The organism is Pantoea sp. Cr_R13 (assembly GCF_029222565.1).
In the GTDB taxonomy this organism is placed as follows: Bacteria; Pseudomonadota; Gammaproteobacteria; order Enterobacterales; family Enterobacteriaceae; genus Pantoea; species Pantoea eucalypti.
The window spans coordinates 70,362-87,100 of sequence record NZ_JARHXL010000018.1 but is presented as its reverse complement, the minus strand read 5'-3'; the positions used below and the strand labels follow the sequence as shown (position 1 = coordinate 87,100).

The following is a 16,739-nucleotide window of genomic DNA, read 5'->3' as shown; positions in this document are numbered from 1 at the left end:
GAGCATCAGGCTTTCTGCGTCTGGTTCTTAATAAAGTAACCAATACCCAGAATGACCAGCCAGACCGGGATCAGCCAGACGGAGATCGCCATACCCGGCGTGGTCGCCATCAATACCAGAATCCCTGCCAGGAAGATCAGGCAAATCCAGTTACCTGCCGGATAGAGCAGCGCTTTAAAGCGGGTTGTGACGCCCTGCTGATCTTTCTTACGACGGAACTTGAGGTGCGCCAGGCTGATCATCGCCCAGTTGATGACCAGTGCAGAGACCACCAGCGACATCAGCAGGCCAAACGCTTCGCCCGGCATCAGGTAGTTGATCAGCACACACAGCGCAGTAGCTACAGCAGAGACCAGAATCGTTAACACCGGTACACCACGACGATCGACTTTCAGCAGTGCTTTCGGCGCATTGCCCTGCTGTGCCAGACCAAACAGCATGCGGCTGTTACAGTAAACGCAGCTGTTATAGACCGACAGGGCAGCCGTCAGGATCACCACGTTAAGCGCATTCGCCACCATGGCATCGCCCAGTTCGTGGAAGATAAAGACGAACGGGCTGACTTCTGAGGTGACGCGGGTCCACGGCATCAGTGACAGCAGGACCGCCAGCGAACCAATGTAGAAAATCAGGATACGCCACAGCACCTGGTTGGTCGCTTTTGGAATGCTCACTTCCGGGTTATCCGCTTCAGCTGCGGTGATACCCACCAGCTCCAGACCCCCGAATGAAAACATGATAATCGCCATGACGGTGACCAGACCGCCGATGCCATGCGGGAAGAAGCCGCCCTGTTCCCACAGGTTACGTACCGTTGCCTGCGGACCGGCATGACCGCTGAACAGCAGCCAGCCGCCGAACAGGATCATGCCAATGACCGCAACCACTTTAATGATGGCGAACCAGAACTCCATCTCACCAAACACTTTCACGTTGGTCAGGTTGATGGCATTGATCATCACGAAGAAGATGGCAGCCGACGCCCAGGTCGGAAAGTCAGGCCACCAGAACTGGACATATTTGCCGACGGCTGTGAGTTCTGCCATGGCAACCAGCACATAGAGCACCCAGTAGTTCCAGCCCGAAGCAAAACCCGCAAAGTTGCCCCAGTATTTATAGGCAAAGTGGCTGAAGCTGCCAGCAACCGGCTCTTCCACGACCATCTCACCTAACTGGCGCATGATTAAAAAGGCAATAAAACCGGCAATCGCATAGCCCAGAATAACGGCCGGTCCGGCGGATTCAATGACCGATGCACTGCCCAGAAACAGGCCGGTTCCCACTGCACCACCCAGCGCGATGAGCTGAATATGGCGGTTCTTAAGACCACGTTTCAGCGCTTCGCCTTGCTGCTGTTCCATACAAACCTCGTGATGTTTTTATTCTTCGTTCGCAGCGCAATCCGCTGTAATGAAGGAGTTACAATAACGTATTGATTATTTTACGGTATCTGGCGTGCTGAATGCGGCCATTTGCTACCCTGGCGACAAGAATAGTGATAAGCGATTCGCTTTGCACCTGCTTTCGCCTTTCGTGCTGAGACTTGACTGAAAAAACGCCGTCCTGGTCACGTCTGCCTGTCGAAACTTCTGCCATGAAATTCGGGTAATGACGAATAGTTTTCACTTATGGTTGCCATGCTCATCAGGCGCTAAGCGGGTGTAAGGTTTGGTAAAAGTGCAATTATTTAACATTTGCCGTGGCGGATTTTTTCATTTTTTTAACCGCGAGTTAGCGCCAGGGCAGGCTTTAAGGCGAGGTGAATGTCGCCGACACCATATAGACACAAGGTGAATACTTTGTTACTTTACCGGCACCTCATTGCAATTGGTATTACCAATTTACTCCGGACGCCTGGCTTAATAAGAAGGGATGATGGCTTACAGTAAGATTCGCCAACCTAAGCTCTCCGATGCTATCGAGCAACAGCTCGAATCCCTGATTATGGAAGGAACGTTGCGTCCGGGAGAGAAGCTGTTGCCTGAGCGCGAACTCGCCAAACAATTCGATGTCTCACGTCCGTCTCTCCGCGAAGCGATCCAGCGCTTAGAAGCGAAAGGATTATTGCTGCGCCGACAGGGTGGCGGAACGTTCGTGCAGGAGAATCTCTGGCAAAGCTTAAGCGATCCACTCGTTGAGCTGCTCGCCGGCCATCCGGAATCCCAGTTTGATCTGCTGGAAACGCGCCATGCCTTAGAAGGCATCGCCGCCTATTACGCGGCACTGCGCGGCACAGAGGAAGACCTGCGGCGCATTCGCGACTGCCATCTGAATATCCAGCAGGCGCAGGACAGCGGCGATTTAGACGCCGAAGCGGACGCAGTGATGCAGTATCAGATCGCTGTCACAGAAGCAGCCCATAATGTCGTGCTTTTACATTTGCTACGCTCAATGGGCCCTATGCTGGAACAAAACGTTCGTCAGAATTTCGAATTGCTCTACTCGCGCCGGGAAATGCTGGCAAAAGTGAGCGGTCACCGCGCCAGAATCTTTGAGGCGATTGTGGCCCGTGAGCCAGAAAAAGCGCGCGAGGCTTCACACCGTCACCTGGCGTTCATAGAGGAAATCTTGCTGGACAGAAGTCGGGAGCAGAGCCGTCGAGAACGCTCCCTGCGTCGTTTACAGCAACGTAAGGAATGACGTGCGACAAAGATCGTACTGATATCAGACGAGCCTGCCTGCATCTGCTTTAACAGGCTCCCGATTATTCAACGTATTAGACACAGATAAGGAACACACCCATGTCAGAACGTTTACACAATGACGTGGATCCGATTGAAACTCGTGACTGGCTACAGGCGATCGAATCGGTCATCCGTGAAGAAGGTGTTGAACGTGCACAGTATCTGATTGATCAGGTACTGGGTGCAGCCCGCAAAGGCGGCGTAAACGTGGCTGCAGGATCTTCTGCAATCAGCAACTACATCAACTCTATTGCCGTTGAAGATGAACCCGATTATCCGGGCAACACCTCTCTTGAACGTCGTATCCGTTCCGCAATTCGCTGGAACGCCATCATGTCGGTGCTGCGCGCATCGAAGAAAGATCTGGAACTGGGTGGCCACATGTCCTCCTTCCAGTCTTCTGCGACAATTTATGAAGTGTGCTTTAACCACTTCTTCCGCGCGCGCAGTGAGAAGGATGGCGGCGATCTGGTCTATTTCCAGGGCCACATCTCTCCGGGTATCTATGCGCGTGCGTTCCTTGAAGGCCGCCTGACCGAAGAGCAGATGAACAACTTCCGTCAGGAAGTTGACGGTAAAGGCCTCTCTTCTTATCCGCATCCGAAATTGATGCCGGAATTCTGGCAGTTCCCGACCGTATCAATGGGCCTGGGTCCATTGTCAGCGATCTATCAGGCGAAGTTCCTGAAATATCTGGAACACCGTGGCCTGAAAGATACCTCTGCGCAGACCGTTTACGCCTTCCTGGGTGACGGCGAGATGGATGAGCCAGAATCTAAAGGTGCGATCACCATCGCCACCCGTGAAAAACTGGATAACCTGGTCTTCATCATCAACTGCAACCTGCAGCGTCTGGATGGCCCGGTAACTGGTAATGGCAAAATCATCAACGAGCTGGAAGGCATCTTTGCCGGTGCTGGCTGGGAAGTGATCAAGGTCATCTGGGGCGGTCGCTGGGATGAGCTGCTGCGCAAAGATACCAGCGGCAAGCTGATTCAGCTGATGAACGAAACGGTCGACGGTGACTACCAGACCTTCAAATCCCGCGATGGTGCCTATGTGCGTGAGCACTTCTTTGGCAAATATCCGGAAACCGCCGCGCTGGTTAAAGATATGTCCGATGATGAAATCTGGGCATTGAACCGTGGCGGCCACGATCCGAAGAAAATCTACGCGGCGCTGAAAAAAGCGCAGGATACCAAAGGCAAGCCAGTATTGATCCTGGCGCATACCATCAAAGGTTATGGTATGGGCGACACCGCGGAAGGCAAAAACATTGCTCACCAGGTGAAGAAGATGAACATGGATGGCGTGCGCTATATCCGTGATCGCTTCAACGTGCCAGTTGCTGATGACAAAATCGAATCACTGCCGTACGTGACCTTCGAAAAAGGCTCAGAAGAGCATGCTTATCTGCATGGTCAGCGCGAGAAGTTAGGCGGCTACCTGCCAACGCGTCAGCCGAAGTTCACTGAAAAGCTGGAAATGCCAGCACTCGAAGAGTTCAGTGCGCTGCTGGAAGAGCAGAACAAAGAGATCTCGACCACCATCGCCTTTGTGCGTGCCCTGAATGTGATGCTGAAGAACAAGTCGATCAAAGATCGTCTGGTTCCAATCCTTGCCGATGAAGCGCGTACCTTTGGTATGGAAGGTCTGTTCCGTCAGATCGGTATCTACAGCCCGAATGGTCAGCAGTACACCCCGCAGGACCGTGAGCAGGTTGCATACTATAAAGAAGACGAGAAAGGCCAGATTCTGCAGGAAGGGATCAACGAGCTGGGCGCAGGTTCTTCCTGGCTGGCTGCGGCGACCTCTTACAGCACCAACAACCTGCCGATGATCCCGTTCTACATCTACTACTCGATGTTCGGCTTCCAGCGTATCGGCGATCTGATGTGGCTGGCGGGCGACCAACAGGCGCGCGGCTTCCTGGTCGGCGGCACCTCGGGTCGTACTACCCTGAACGGCGAAGGTCTGCAGCATGAAGATGGTCACAGCCACATTCAGTCTCTGACTATCCCGAACTGTATCTCTTACGATCCTTCATACGCTTATGAAGTGGCTGTCATCATGCATGACGGTCTGGTGCGTATGTATGGCGAAGCGCAGGAGAACGTGTACTACTACATCACCACGCTGAACGAAAACTACCATATGCCAGCCATGCCGAAGGGCGCGGAAGAGGGTATCCGTAAGGGTATCTACAAGCTGGAAACGGTAGAGGGCAGCAAAGGTAAAGTACAGCTGCTGGGCTCAGGTTCTATCCTGCGTCACGTTCGTGAAGCCGCCCAGATTCTGGCGAAAGATTACGGTATCGGCTCTGATGTCTACAGCGTCACCTCGTTCACCGAACTGGCTCGTGATGGCCAGGATTGTGAGCGCTGGAACATGCTGCATCCGACTGAAGAAGCGCGCGTACCTTACATCGCTCAGGTGATGAATGACGCACCTGCTGTTGCTTCAACCGACTACATGAAACTGTTCGCTGAGCAGGTTCGTAGCTATGTCCCAGCCAGCGATTATCGCGTACTGGGTACCGATGGCTTTGGTCGCTCTGACAGCCGTGAGAATCTGCGTCATCACTTTGAAGTTGATGCATCTTATGTGGTGGTTGCCGCGCTGGGTGAGCTGGCTAAACGCGGCGAGATCGAGAAGAAAGTGGTGGCTGACGCTATCACCAAATTCAATATCGATGCCGATAAAGTTAACCCGCGTCTGGCTTAAGAGGTAATAGAGTAATGGCTATCGAAATTAAGGTACCGGATATCGGGTCTGACGAAGTTGAAGTCACCGAGATTCTGGTGAAAGTTGGCGACAAGGTGGAAGCCGAGCAGTCGCTGATCACCGTGGAAGGCGACAAAGCCTCAATGGAAGTGCCGTCGCCACAGGCTGGCGTAGTCAAAGAGATTAAAATCTCTACCGGTGACAAAGTTGAGACCGGTTCGCTGATTATGGTGTTTGATGCTGAAGGCGCTGCGGAAGCAGCTCCTGCCGCCGCCGAAGAGAAGAAAGCGGACGCGGCGCCTGCGCCAGCCGCTGCTGCGGCCACTGCCAGCAAAGAAGTGGCTGTGCCGGATATCGGCGGTGACGAAGTCGAAGTCACTGAGATTCTGGTTAAGGTCGGCGACAAAGTCGAAGCCGAGCAGTCACTGATTGTCGTCGAAGGTGATAAAGCGTCAATGGAAGTTCCGGCTCCGTTCGCGGGTGTGGTCAAAGCGATCACCATTGCGACCGGCGACAAAGTCAGCACCGGTTCAGCCATCATGGTCTTTGAAGCAGAAGGTGCAGCAACGGCCTCTGATGCGAAGCCAGAAGTGAAAGAGGAAGCGGCATCGGCACCTGCCGCACCTGCCGCAGCTGCGGGCGCAAAAGACGTTAACGTTCCGGATATCGGGGGAGACGAAGTTGAAGTCACCGAGATCCTCGTTAAGGTTGGCGACAAGGTGGAAGCCGAGCAGTCACTGATCGTGGTTGAAGGCGACAAAGCCTCTATGGAAGTGCCGGCACCGTTTGCGGGCATCGTCAAAGAGCTGAAAGTCGCGACGGGCGATAAAGTCAGCACCGGCTCACTGATTATGGTCTTCGAAGTCGAAGGTGCTGCTCCGGCTGCCCCTGCGGCTGCGAAACAGGAAGCCGCACCGGCGCCTGCTGCCAAATCTGAAGCGAAAGCCGCAGCAGCACCTGCCGCCGCTAAAGCAGAAAGCAAAGGTGAGTTCGCAGAGAACGACGCTTACGTTCACGCTACCCCGGTGATCCGTCGCCTGGCGCGCGAGTTCGGTGTTAACCTGGCGAAAGTCAAAGGCACCGGCCGTAAAGGTCGCATTCTGAAAGAAGACGTGCAGACTTACGTGAAAGAGGCCGTGAAACGCGCTGAGGCAGCACCTGCTGCGGCCAGCGGCGGCGGTCTGCCTGGCATGCTGCCATGGCCGAAAGTTGATTTCAGTAAGTTTGGCGAAATCGAAGAAGTCGAACTGGGCCGTATCCAGAAAATTTCTGGCGCGAACCTGAGCCGTAACTGGGTGATGATTCCGCACGTTACGCATTTCGACAAAACTGATATCACCGATCTGGAAGCTTTCCGTAAGCAGCAGAATGCTGAAGCAGAGAAGCGTAAGCTGGATGTGAAGTACACCCCAGTGGTGTTCATCATGAAAGCGGTCGCTGCGGCGCTTGAGCAGATGCCACGCTTCAACAGTTCGCTGTCTGAAGATGCGCAGAAACTGACTCTGAAGAAATATATCAACATCGGTGTGGCGGTTGATACGCCAAATGGCCTGGTTGTTCCGGTCTTTAAAGACGTGAATAAGAAAGGCATCACCGAGCTGTCCCGCGAACTGATGGCCATTTCGAAGAAAGCGCGTGACGGTAAGCTGACAGCGGGCGACATGCAGGGCGGATGCTTCACCATCTCCAGCCTGGGCGGCCTGGGCACTACCCACTTCGCGCCGATCGTGAACGCGCCGGAAGTGGCTATCCTGGGTGTCTCTAAATCGGCGATGGAACCGGTGTGGAACGGTAAAGAGTTTACTCCGCGTCTGATGATGCCGATTTCTCTCTCCTTCGACCACCGCGTGATCGACGGTGCTGATGGTGCGCGATTCATCACCATTATCGGCAATATGCTGTCTGATATTCGTCGTTTAGTTATGTAAATGTTAAGAGGGCCGGCGAATGCCGGCCTTCCTTTAACGATTCGTCGCGCCGCTGTTGGCAGTTTGTTAACAATTCTGTAAACTCTTGCGGTGAAAGTCCCGGTGGAACAAGGGCATTATAAGAACGTCTGACCCGCCGGATATCAATTAAGAGGTCATGATGAGTACAGAGATGAAAACCCAGGTCGTGGTACTTGGGGCAGGTCCTGCAGGTTACTCTGCAGCCTTCCGTTGTGCGGATTTAGGTCTGGAAACCGTACTGGTAGAGCGTTACAGCACCCTCGGTGGTGTTTGTCTGAACGTCGGTTGTATCCCATCTAAAGCGCTGCTGCACGTTGCTAAAGTGATTGAAGAGGCGAAAGCCCTTGAAGAGCACGGCATTGTGTTTGGCCAGCCATCTACTGATATCAACAAGATTCGCAGCTGGAAAGAGAAGGTTATCAACCAGTTGACTGGCGGCCTGTCAGGTATGGCAAAAGGTCGTAAAGTCACCGTGGTTAATGGCCTGGGCAAATTCACCGGTGCTAACACCCTGGTGGTCGAAGGAGAAGGCGGCGCGACCACCATCAACTTCGATAATGCCATCATCGCTGCGGGTTCACGCCCAATCGAACTGCCATTCATTCCACATGAAGATCCACGCGTCTGGGACTCTACCGATGCGCTGGAACTGAAAGAAGTGCCGAAGCGTCTGCTGGTTATGGGCGGCGGCATCATCGGTCTGGAAATGGCGACGGTTTATCATGCGCTGGGTTCAGAGATCGATGTGGTTGAGATGTTCGACCAGGTTATCCCGGCTGCGGATAAAGACGTGGTGAAAGTCTTTACCAAGAAAATCAGCAAGAAATTTAACCTGATGCTGGAAACCAAAGTGACCGCCGTTGAAGCGAAAGACGATGGCATTTACGTTTCCATGGAAGGCAAAAAGGCACCAGGTGAAGCGCAGCGTTATGACGCGGTGCTGGTAGCGATTGGTCGTGTGCCGAACGGTAAAGGTCTGGATGCTGGTAAAGCGGGCGTGGAAGTGGACGATCGCGGCTTCATCCGCGTCGACAAGCAGATGCGTACTAACGTGCCACACATCTATGCTATCGGCGACATCGTCGGTCAGCCAATGCTGGCGCATAAAGGTGTGCATGAAGGCCACATTGCCGCAGAAGTGATCTCTGGCCTGAAGCACTACTTCGATCCGAAAGTGATCCCTTCAATTGCCTATACTGAGCCAGAAGTTGCCTGGGTTGGTCTGACCGAGAAAGAAGCGAAAGAGAAAGGCATCAGCTACGAGACCTCCACCTTCCCGTGGGCTGCTTCAGGCCGTGCTATCGCTTCTGATTGTGCAGACGGTATGACCAAACTGATTTTCGACAAAGAGACGCACCGTATTATTGGTGGCGCGATTGTCGGCACTAACGGCGGTGAGCTGTTAGGCGAAATCGGTCTGGCGATTGAGATGGGTTGTGATGCGGAAGATATCGCGCTGACCATCCATGCTCACCCGACCCTGCATGAGTCAGTCGGTCTGGCTGCAGAGATCTTCGAAGGTAGCATCACCGATCTGCCTAACGCGAAAGCGAAGAAGAAATAAATTTCTGTCGCAGCTATTGAGAAAGCTCCCATAATGGGGGCTTTTTTTTGGCCTGGATTCTGGTGCTGGGATTAGGGGTTATGTGGGGTAAAATCAGAGCATCAAATTCGACAGGATTCCTGGATGCCAACAAGTATTTAATAATCAGACAGATAAGCTTTGGTTGTTGCCCGCGTGAGCAGGCATAAACCACGCTGTTTTGTTGCTTATCCGTGCGCCTCCCAGGACGCCACCCGTTCAACAAACATCTGCGCCAGTGCTGCAATCGCGCTGTTGCCGGGCAGTCTCTCTTCGTTTATATGCATCACCAGTGAACTACTGCGTCGGCGGCCCTGCAGCAGCGGCAGGGGACGAAGCTCACCGCTCTCTAAAAGCGCGGCGATATTCTGTTCCGGCAGCCAGCCATAACCTAACTGGTGGTGGACCGCCTCAATCGCAGCCGACAGTGTTGTAAATGACCAGTTTTCCGCCTGTTCGCCATTCACCTCTGACTGCTGCTGTTGCTGACGATCAAGAATAGTAATACAGGGCCAGCGAGCCAGCGTGGCCGCATTAAGCGGGGCGGGTTCGCGGTGTAATGGATGGTCGCGATGGGCAACGGCGACGAAATCGACACTCATCAGGCTTTCGCCTGCAAACTGCGTATCGCCCTGCTGCGCCACCAGCCAGAGATCGGCCTGATTTTCCGCCAGTCTGTCGGGCGTTTCACTTCGGACGATTTCGCTGAACCAGATGCGCACATGCGGATAGCGCTGCTGAAAGGTCTGGAGCACATCAAACAGCAAAGGTTTGGGCAGCGTCGCATCGACCATCAGATCGATGCGTGACCGCTCGCCGCGTTGCAGTGCATTAGCCTGCGCCTCAAGCGCACTGAATCCCGCCAGCAAAGGACGCACCTGCGCGAGCAACTGATGTCCCTCCGTACTCAGCACCGCACGGCGGCCCTCCTGCTGTAACAGCGTCAGCCCCAGCCGCTGCTGAAGCAGGCCCAGCTGGTAGCTCAATGAAGACTGGCTGCGATGGTTCTTCTCCGCTGCCAGCGCAAAACTCCCTTCATTGACTACTGCATCGAGCAGATACCACTGTTCCAGCGTTGTCTTGTACATGTTGACTCATCTAAAAAATGAATTATTTAGCGCTAAAAATAGCGTTATTCATCGCTTTTGTAACGCGCAATAATCCTCTCAACGGAAACAAATGAGGCGTTAATTATGAGTACTTTTGATAAACATGACCTGTCTGGCATCGTCGGTAAACATCTGGTTTATACCTATGACAATGGCTGGAACTACGAGCTCTACATCAAAAATGCCAGCACCATCGACTACCGTATTCACAGCGGCATGGTGGGGAATCGCTGGGTTAAAAATCAGCATGTCTATGTCGTTCGTCTGGCGCAGGATGTCTATAAAGTCTCCTGGACCGAACCTACCGGCACCGATGTCAGCCTGGCCGTTAATCTGGCCGATAAAATCTTCCATGGCACCATCTTTTTCCCTCGCTGGGTAATGAACAACCCGGAAAAAACCGTCTGCTTCCAGAACGATCATCTGGAAGAGATGGCAAAATTCCGCGAAACGGGTCCGGCTTATCCAACCGAGATTATCGATGAATTCGCGACGCTGACCGTTATCCGCGAAGTGGGCGAAAATAATGAAAGCGTGATTGATTGCCCGCCTGACCAGCTGCCTGCCAATTGGCCAGCTAACCTGCAAAATTAACGCAGAACAAAAGCGGTCATGGCGTCCATTTGTTAAAAATGGATTGCCCAGGCAGGCAGTGCAGGTATTAAAAGAGAATTGAGCCCTCTTGCCGTGACGGAAAGGAAAGAGGGCGCGTTCTGGCGGCGGGACTAGCCACTATCACTGCGAGAAATCAAAATGACGCTGTAATCCTCTGACGTCAAAAGAACCTCACACTTCGCTCTGGTGTTAAGATCTTTTCAAACTCACCGCTGTTTTAAACCCGATTCACACCGCGTTCTATTCCTGTCGGTTATCTATTTCACTGAATCATTTCGCTTAAACCGCTGCAAAGCTGACCTTATCGTGTCGCCATTTCACTGGAATACGGTAAGCTGCTGAGAGACCAAATCGGCTCACTCAGGAGCCTGATGCGGGGAGATAAGCGGGCAGAATGGGCGTAGTGGATTATGTTGTATTTTTGTAAACAGATTAACAAACAGACGGAATCCTGCTATTCTGCCCTCCGCGAAACCGGGCACCTCAACCTGGACGAGAAAGGGAAGTGTGTTCTCCATAAGTGAGCAAGGTGGTCGGAAAGCCCTACATAATGAGAGCGAGGATAACGTCGTGCTAGAAGAATACCGTAAGCACGTTGCCGAGCGTGCTGCCCAGGGAATTGTACCTAAGCCTTTAGAGGCTTCCCAGATGGCCGCGCTGGTTGAACTGCTGAAAAATCCACCTGCGGGTGAAGAAGAATTTTTGACCGATTTATTGGTCAACCGAGTCCCACCTGGCGTCGATGAAGCGGCGTATGTCAAAGCCGGTTTCCTGGCGGCTGTCGCCAAAGGCGAAGCAACCTCTCCTCTGATATCTCCTGAAAAAGCGGTTGAACTGCTCGGCACCATGCAGGGTGGTTACAATATTCACCCGCTGATTGAAGCGCTGGACGATAGCAAGCTTGCCCCAATTGCGGCGAAAGCCCTTTCACACACCCTGCTGATGTTCGACAACTTCTATGATGTCGAAGAGAAAGCGAAAGCGGGTAATGAATACGCGAAGCAGGTGATGCAATCGTGGGCCGATGCGGAATGGTATCTGTCACGTCCTGAACTGGCTGAGAAAATCACCGTTACGGTGTTCAAAGTCACTGGCGAAACCAACACCGACGATCTCTCTCCAGCCCAGGATGCCTGGTCACGTCCGGACATTCCACTGCACGCCCTGGCGATGCTGAAAAATGCCCGTGAAGGCATTGAGCCGGATGAGGCAGGCAACATCGGTCCGATCAAACAGATCGAAGCACTGAAGACCAAAGGCTTCCCGCTGGCCTATGTCGGCGATGTGGTCGGAACCGGTTCTTCGCGTAAATCTGCCACCAACTCGGTGCTGTGGTTTATGGGCGACGACATCCCGAACGTGCCAAATAAAAAAGGCGGCGGCGTGGTGCTGGGCAGCAAAATTGCGCCAATCTTCTTCAACACCATGGAAGATGCAGGCGCACTGCCGATTGAAGTTGACGTCAACAACCTGAACATGGGTGATGTCATCGACATCTATCCGTTTAAAGGCGAAGTCCGCAATCACGAAACCAACGAACTGCTGGCCAGCTTCGAACTCAAAACCGAAGTGGTGATTGACGAAGTGCGTGCCGGTGGCCGTATTCCGCTGATCATCGGTCGCGGACTGACCACCAAAGCGCGTGAATCGCTTGGTCTGCCGCACAGCACCGTATTCCGTCAGGCGAAAGATGTTGCGGAGAGCACCCGTGGCTTCTCGCTGGCGCAGAAAATGGTAGGCCGCGCCTGTGGTGTAGCCGGTGTTCGTCCAGGCGCCTATTGCGAACCTAAAATGACCTCGGTTGGCTCGCAGGATACTACCGGCCCGATGACCCGTGACGAGCTGAAAGATCTGGCTTGCCTGGGCTTCTCGACCGATCTGGTGATGCAGTCCTTCTGTCACACTGCCGCGTATCCTAAGCCAGTGGACGTGAGTACGCACCACACGCTGCCAGACTTCATCATGAACCGCGGTGGTGTATCACTGCGTCCGGGTGACGGCATTATCCACAGCTGGCTGAACCGTATGCTGCTGCCGGATACCGTGGGCACCGGTGGTGACTCCCATACCCGTTTCCCTATCGGCATCTCTTTCCCGGCGGGTTCAGGCCTGGTGGCGTTTGCCGCCGCGACCGGCGTTATGCCGCTCGACATGCCGGAATCGGTACTGGTGCGCTTCAAAGGTAAAATGGAGCCAGGCATTACGCTGCGCGATCTGGTTCACGCCATCCCGCTGTATGCGATCAAACAGGGTCTGCTGACCGTTGAGAAGAAAGGTAAGAAAAACATCTTCTCTGGCCGTATCCTGGAGATTGAAGGTCTGCCGGATCTGAAGGTCGAGCAGGCGTTTGAGCTGTCTGATGCGTCAGCAGAGCGTTCCGCTGCGGGCTGTACCATCAAGCTGGATAAAGCACCGATTATTGAGTACCTGAACTCCAACATTGTATTGCTGAAGTGGATGATCGCAGAAGGCTACGGCGATCGTCGTACACTGGAGCGTCGTGTTGAAAGCATGCAGAAATGGCTGGCCGATCCTCAGTTGCTGGAAGCGGACGCTGATGCTGAATATGCTGCGGTGATCGAAATCGATCTGGCTGACATCAAAGAGCCGATCCTCTGCGCACCAAACGATCCGGACGATGCACGTCTGCTCTCTGACGTTCAGGGCGAGAAGATCGACGAAGTGTTCATCGGCTCATGCATGACCAACATTGGCCACTTCCGTGCCGCCGGTAAACTGCTGGATAGCCACAAAGGTCAGCTGCCAACGCGTCTGTGGGTGGCGCCGCCAACCAAGATGGATGCAGCACAGCTAACCGAAGAGGGCTACTACAGCGTATTCGGCAAAAGCGGTGCGCGTATCGAGATCCCGGGCTGTTCACTCTGCATGGGTAACCAGGCACGTGTTGCAGACGGTGCGACGGTGGTTTCCACCTCGACCCGTAACTTCCCGAACCGCCTGGGGAATGGCGCTAACGTCTACCTGGCATCTGCGGAGCTGGCTGCGGTCGCGTCACTGCTTGGCAAACTGCCAACGCCGGATGAGTATCAGCAATTCATGGAGCAGGTTGATAAAACAGCCAGCGACACTTATCGCTATCTCAACTTTGACCAGCTGGCGCAGTACACTGACAAAGCTGACGGCGTGATTTTCCAGACTGCGGTCTGATTCTTCACCTGGCAGTAACAGAAAGGGGCGATGATTCGCCCCTTTTTTTCGTCCCGGCATTGGCCAGAGAGACGATCAAAAGCTGGATTTCGCCAGACAGCCTGTAATAATGCGCGACGTGTCACACTTTGCCGCGCAGGCAGCGCTGACACTCATTTAGTGACGCGATGACGTTAAGAGGAACGGGCGATGGAATATGAATTTTTACGCGATGTGACCGGACAGATTAAAGTTCGTATGTCGATGGATCATGAAGCGGTCGGCCACTGGTTCAACGAAGAGGTGAAAAACGATCCAGGATTGCTGGATGAAGTTGAAGCCGCAATCGAAGACGTCAAAGGCAGCGTGCGTCAGTGGCAGCGCGTCGGTAGCGAGTACACCATCCTGCTGGATGAGGAAGAGGTAATGATTCGCGCCAACCTGCTGGCTCTGGAAGATGACGGCATGGAGGAGGGCATGAACTACTACGACGAAGAGAGCCTCTCATTCTGTGGCATTGAAGATTTTCTGCTGGTGATCGCCGCCTACCGCCAGTTTGTTAATCAGTACGGTAAGCCGTTACGGAAATAAAAACCCGATGAGGTGCGGCTCCTGGTTTGTCAGCTAACCAGAGGAGAATCTGACCGATGTCGTTACCGACTGCCGGTCAGATAAGGGTCTTTGACGCACGCTGCGCTAAGGCAGGCTTGCGCTAACGCTGCGTGCTAATCCATTACAGGCTCTTCAGGCCCACTGAGGGAATGTTTCTGCCGTAGTAGATCTCCCGCATCTCTTTCCAGAGCAGGTCAGTAATGCGCTTGTGCTCCTGCGGGCTGAGATCTTCCGGACGGGTGTTAAACAGGTAGTGCTTAAGGTCGAACTCTTTCAGTAACATCTTCGTATGGAAGATATTTTCCTGATAGACATTCACATCCACCATGTCGTACATCGCTTTCATATCTTCTGACATGAAGTTCTGGATCGAATTGATCTCATGATCGATAAAGTGCTTCATGCCCTTCACGTCACGGGTAAAACCGCGCACCCGGTAATCGACGGTGACAATATCTGACTCCAGCTGGTGGATCAGATAGTTCAGCGCCTTAAGCGGTGAAATCACGCCACAGGTTGAGACTTCGATATCGGCGCGGAAAGTGCAAAGTCCGCCTTCCGGGTGGCTCTCCGGATAGGTATGCACGCAGATATGGCTTTTATCGAGATGCGCCACCACCGAGTTTGGCAGCGGGCCTGGATGCTCGGAGTTATCGATATCTTTCGGATCGATCGGCTCTTCACTGACCAGAATCGTGACGCTGGCTCCCTGCGGTTCATAATCCTGGCGTGCAATGTTGAGCACGTTAGCCCCGATAATTGAGCAGGTCTCCGTCAGGATTTCAGTCAACCGGTTAGCGTTATATTGTTCATCAATGTAGGCGATGTAACCATCGCGTTCAGCTTCAGTATTCGCGTAACAGATATCGTAAATACAAAAACTCAGGCTTTTCGTCAGGTTATTGAAGCCATGTAGTTTTAGCTTTTGCAATTTTGTTAACCCCTTAAAAATGCTCGATCAGCACGCGGCAGATAACGCATTTAACAGATATTGAGGCAGAGCAAAGCTGCCGGTATGAATCGCTGGTGTGTAATAACGGCAGGTCAGGCCAGCAGCCTCGAAGCGTGTCTGCAGAGTGGCGGTATCAAGCTGGCGCAGCGCCGGATTATCACTCGCCCAGGCAAAGGTCATAATGCCGCCGTAGTAAGTCGGAATCGCCGCCTGATAGAAACTGACATCGCCAAAATAGTGGCTCAGCTTGCGATGGCTGTTGACAGCTTCATCCTGCTGCAGGAAGCAGACGCCATTCTGCGCCACGAAGATGCCATTTTCATTAAGGGACGCTTTGCAACCCGCATAAAATTCGGAGGTAAACAGACTCTCGCCCGGACCAATCGGGTCCGTACAGTCAGAGATGATGACATCGAATTTTTCATGGGTCTGATTGACGAAGTTAACCCCGTCATCAATCACCAGCGTAAAGCGTGGGTCGTCATAGGCGCCTGCACTGTGGTTTGGCAGATACTGGCGACAGAAGGTCACGACGCCCGCATCGATCTCCACCATAGTAATCTTTTCGACTTCCGGATGACGTGACACTTCACGCAGCATTGCGCCATCGCCGCCGCCGATGATCAGGACGCTCTTCGCCGCGCCATGCGCCAGCAGTGGAACGTGAGTCATCATTTCATGATAGATAAATTCGTCGCGTTCGGTGGTCTGCACAACGCCGTCCAGCGCCATAACACGGCCCATTGCGGCATTTTCGAAAATGATTAAATCCTGATGCGCAGTCTTTTCACGGTAAAGCTCTTTGTCTACCGTGAAATACTGGCCAAAACCAGCATGAAGGGTTTCATACCACGTTTCATTTTGGGCCATGGTGCTCTCCTCTGATGACATCGCCATGAAGATGGGCGGCACATGATAGCTAACACTGACCGCCGTTGCACGGTCAATGTCCGGCTGCAGAGGGCAGAGCGGTTACCTGACGTAGGCCAGCAGGCTCAGGGAATCGCGGGCCAGTGACTTACATTTTTTATCGTTGGTGATGGCGATGCCGCTGAGATCGCGATAGCTATCTTCGCCCAGCGCTTTCATGTTGTAGTTGCTGTAATTACTTAAATCCCAGCGGTTCTGCTGAGCAAAAAAGACCAGCGCTTTGCGAATCTGCGCGTCCGGTAAATCTCGATAGCCACAATCATTTTTCAGATAGACGAAAACCGCCGTGAGATCAGCCAGATCTTCCGCTTCGGATTCACTCAGGGCAAAACTGGTGGAGGAGAAGCCAAGGAGTCCCGTCAACAGCAGGATCCTGATACTTTGCTTCATAGTCTTTCTCTTCAATGGATATTGCTCATGACGTTAGCACAGTTA

Annotated in this window: 12 protein-coding genes; 7 read left to right on the top strand and 5 right to left on the bottom strand. The window is 53.3% G+C overall.

Annotation, left to right across the window (positions count from 1 at the left end):
* Positions 1–5: 5 nt before the first annotated feature.
* Entirely contained in the window at positions 6–1,361 is a 1,356-nt protein-coding gene (gene aroP, locus P2R09_RS17360) for an aromatic amino acid transporter AroP (RefSeq protein WP_090964303.1), read from the bottom strand.
* Between the two features lie 514 nt (positions 1,362–1,875).
* On the opposite strand from aroP, the gene pdhR reads away from it, so the two are divergent.
* The 4 genes from pdhR to lpdA all read left to right on the top strand — a co-directional run bounded on the left by pdhR (position 1,876) and on the right by lpdA (position 8,921).
* Positions 1,876–2,640, top strand: coding sequence for a pyruvate dehydrogenase complex transcriptional repressor PdhR (gene pdhR / locus P2R09_RS17355; RefSeq protein WP_008925589.1), 765 nt, complete (start codon positions 1,876–1,878; stop codon positions 2,638–2,640).
* Positions 2,641–2,741: 101 nt separating this feature from the next.
* Entirely contained in the window at positions 2,742–5,408 is a 2,667-nt protein-coding gene (gene aceE / locus P2R09_RS17350) for a pyruvate dehydrogenase (acetyl-transferring), homodimeric type (protein WP_003854711.1), read from the top strand.
* 14 nt (positions 5,409–5,422) lie between these two features.
* Positions 5,423–7,336, top strand: a complete 1,914-nt coding sequence (aceF, locus tag P2R09_RS17345) for a pyruvate dehydrogenase complex dihydrolipoyllysine-residue acetyltransferase (protein WP_275771549.1) — start codon at positions 5,423–5,425, stop codon at positions 7,334–7,336.
* Between the two features lie 160 nt (positions 7,337–7,496).
* Positions 7,497–8,921, top strand: coding sequence for a dihydrolipoyl dehydrogenase (lpdA, locus tag P2R09_RS17340; RefSeq protein WP_275772094.1), 1,425 nt, complete (start codon positions 7,497–7,499; stop codon positions 8,919–8,921).
* 206 nt (positions 8,922–9,127) lie between these two features.
* On the opposite strand, the gene P2R09_RS17335 is transcribed toward lpdA, so the two are convergent.
* Positions 9,128–10,027, bottom strand: coding sequence for a LysR family transcriptional regulator (locus P2R09_RS17335; RefSeq protein ID WP_275771547.1), 900 nt, complete (start codon positions 10,025–10,027; stop codon positions 9,128–9,130).
* Between the two features lie 105 nt (positions 10,028–10,132).
* Here P2R09_RS17335 and P2R09_RS17330 point away from each other — a divergent pair, with 105 nt between their 5' ends.
* From P2R09_RS17330 to yacL, 3 genes are all read left to right on the top strand, one after another.
* Positions 10,133–10,642 (top strand): phenolic acid decarboxylase, encoded by a 510-nt coding sequence (locus P2R09_RS17330; protein WP_003854706.1) that lies wholly within the window; start codon positions 10,133–10,135, stop codon positions 10,640–10,642.
* Between the two features lie 591 nt (positions 10,643–11,233).
* Complete coding sequence (gene acnB, locus P2R09_RS17325) at positions 11,234–13,831, top strand: bifunctional aconitate hydratase 2/2-methylisocitrate dehydratase (RefSeq protein ID WP_008925596.1); 2,598 nt, start codon at positions 11,234–11,236, stop codon at positions 13,829–13,831.
* A gap of 189 nt (positions 13,832–14,020) precedes the next feature.
* Positions 14,021–14,401, top strand: coding sequence for a protein YacL (yacL, locus tag P2R09_RS17320; RefSeq protein WP_275771544.1), 381 nt, complete (start codon positions 14,021–14,023; stop codon positions 14,399–14,401).
* 142 nt (positions 14,402–14,543) lie between these two features.
* Here the strand turns inward: yacL and speD are convergent, their stop codons facing one another.
* The 3 genes from speD to P2R09_RS17305 all read right to left on the bottom strand — a co-directional run bounded on the left by speD (position 14,544) and on the right by P2R09_RS17305 (position 16,694).
* Positions 14,544–15,353: an adenosylmethionine decarboxylase gene (gene speD, locus P2R09_RS17315; protein WP_140916392.1), complete on the bottom strand. Its 810-nt coding sequence runs from the start codon at positions 15,351–15,353 to the stop codon at positions 14,544–14,546.
* Between the two features lie 27 nt (positions 15,354–15,380).
* The gene (gene speE, locus P2R09_RS17310; protein ID WP_275771542.1) at positions 15,381–16,244 is read right to left on the bottom strand and encodes a polyamine aminopropyltransferase; all 864 of its coding nucleotides are present in this window, start codon (positions 16,242–16,244) and stop codon (positions 15,381–15,383) included.
* A 102-nt stretch (positions 16,245–16,346) separates the two neighbouring features.
* On the bottom strand, positions 16,347–16,694 hold the full coding sequence (locus tag P2R09_RS17305) for a YacC family pilotin-like protein (protein WP_275771540.1): 348 nt from the start codon (positions 16,692–16,694) through the stop codon (positions 16,347–16,349).
* Positions 16,695–16,739 lie beyond the last annotated feature (45 nt).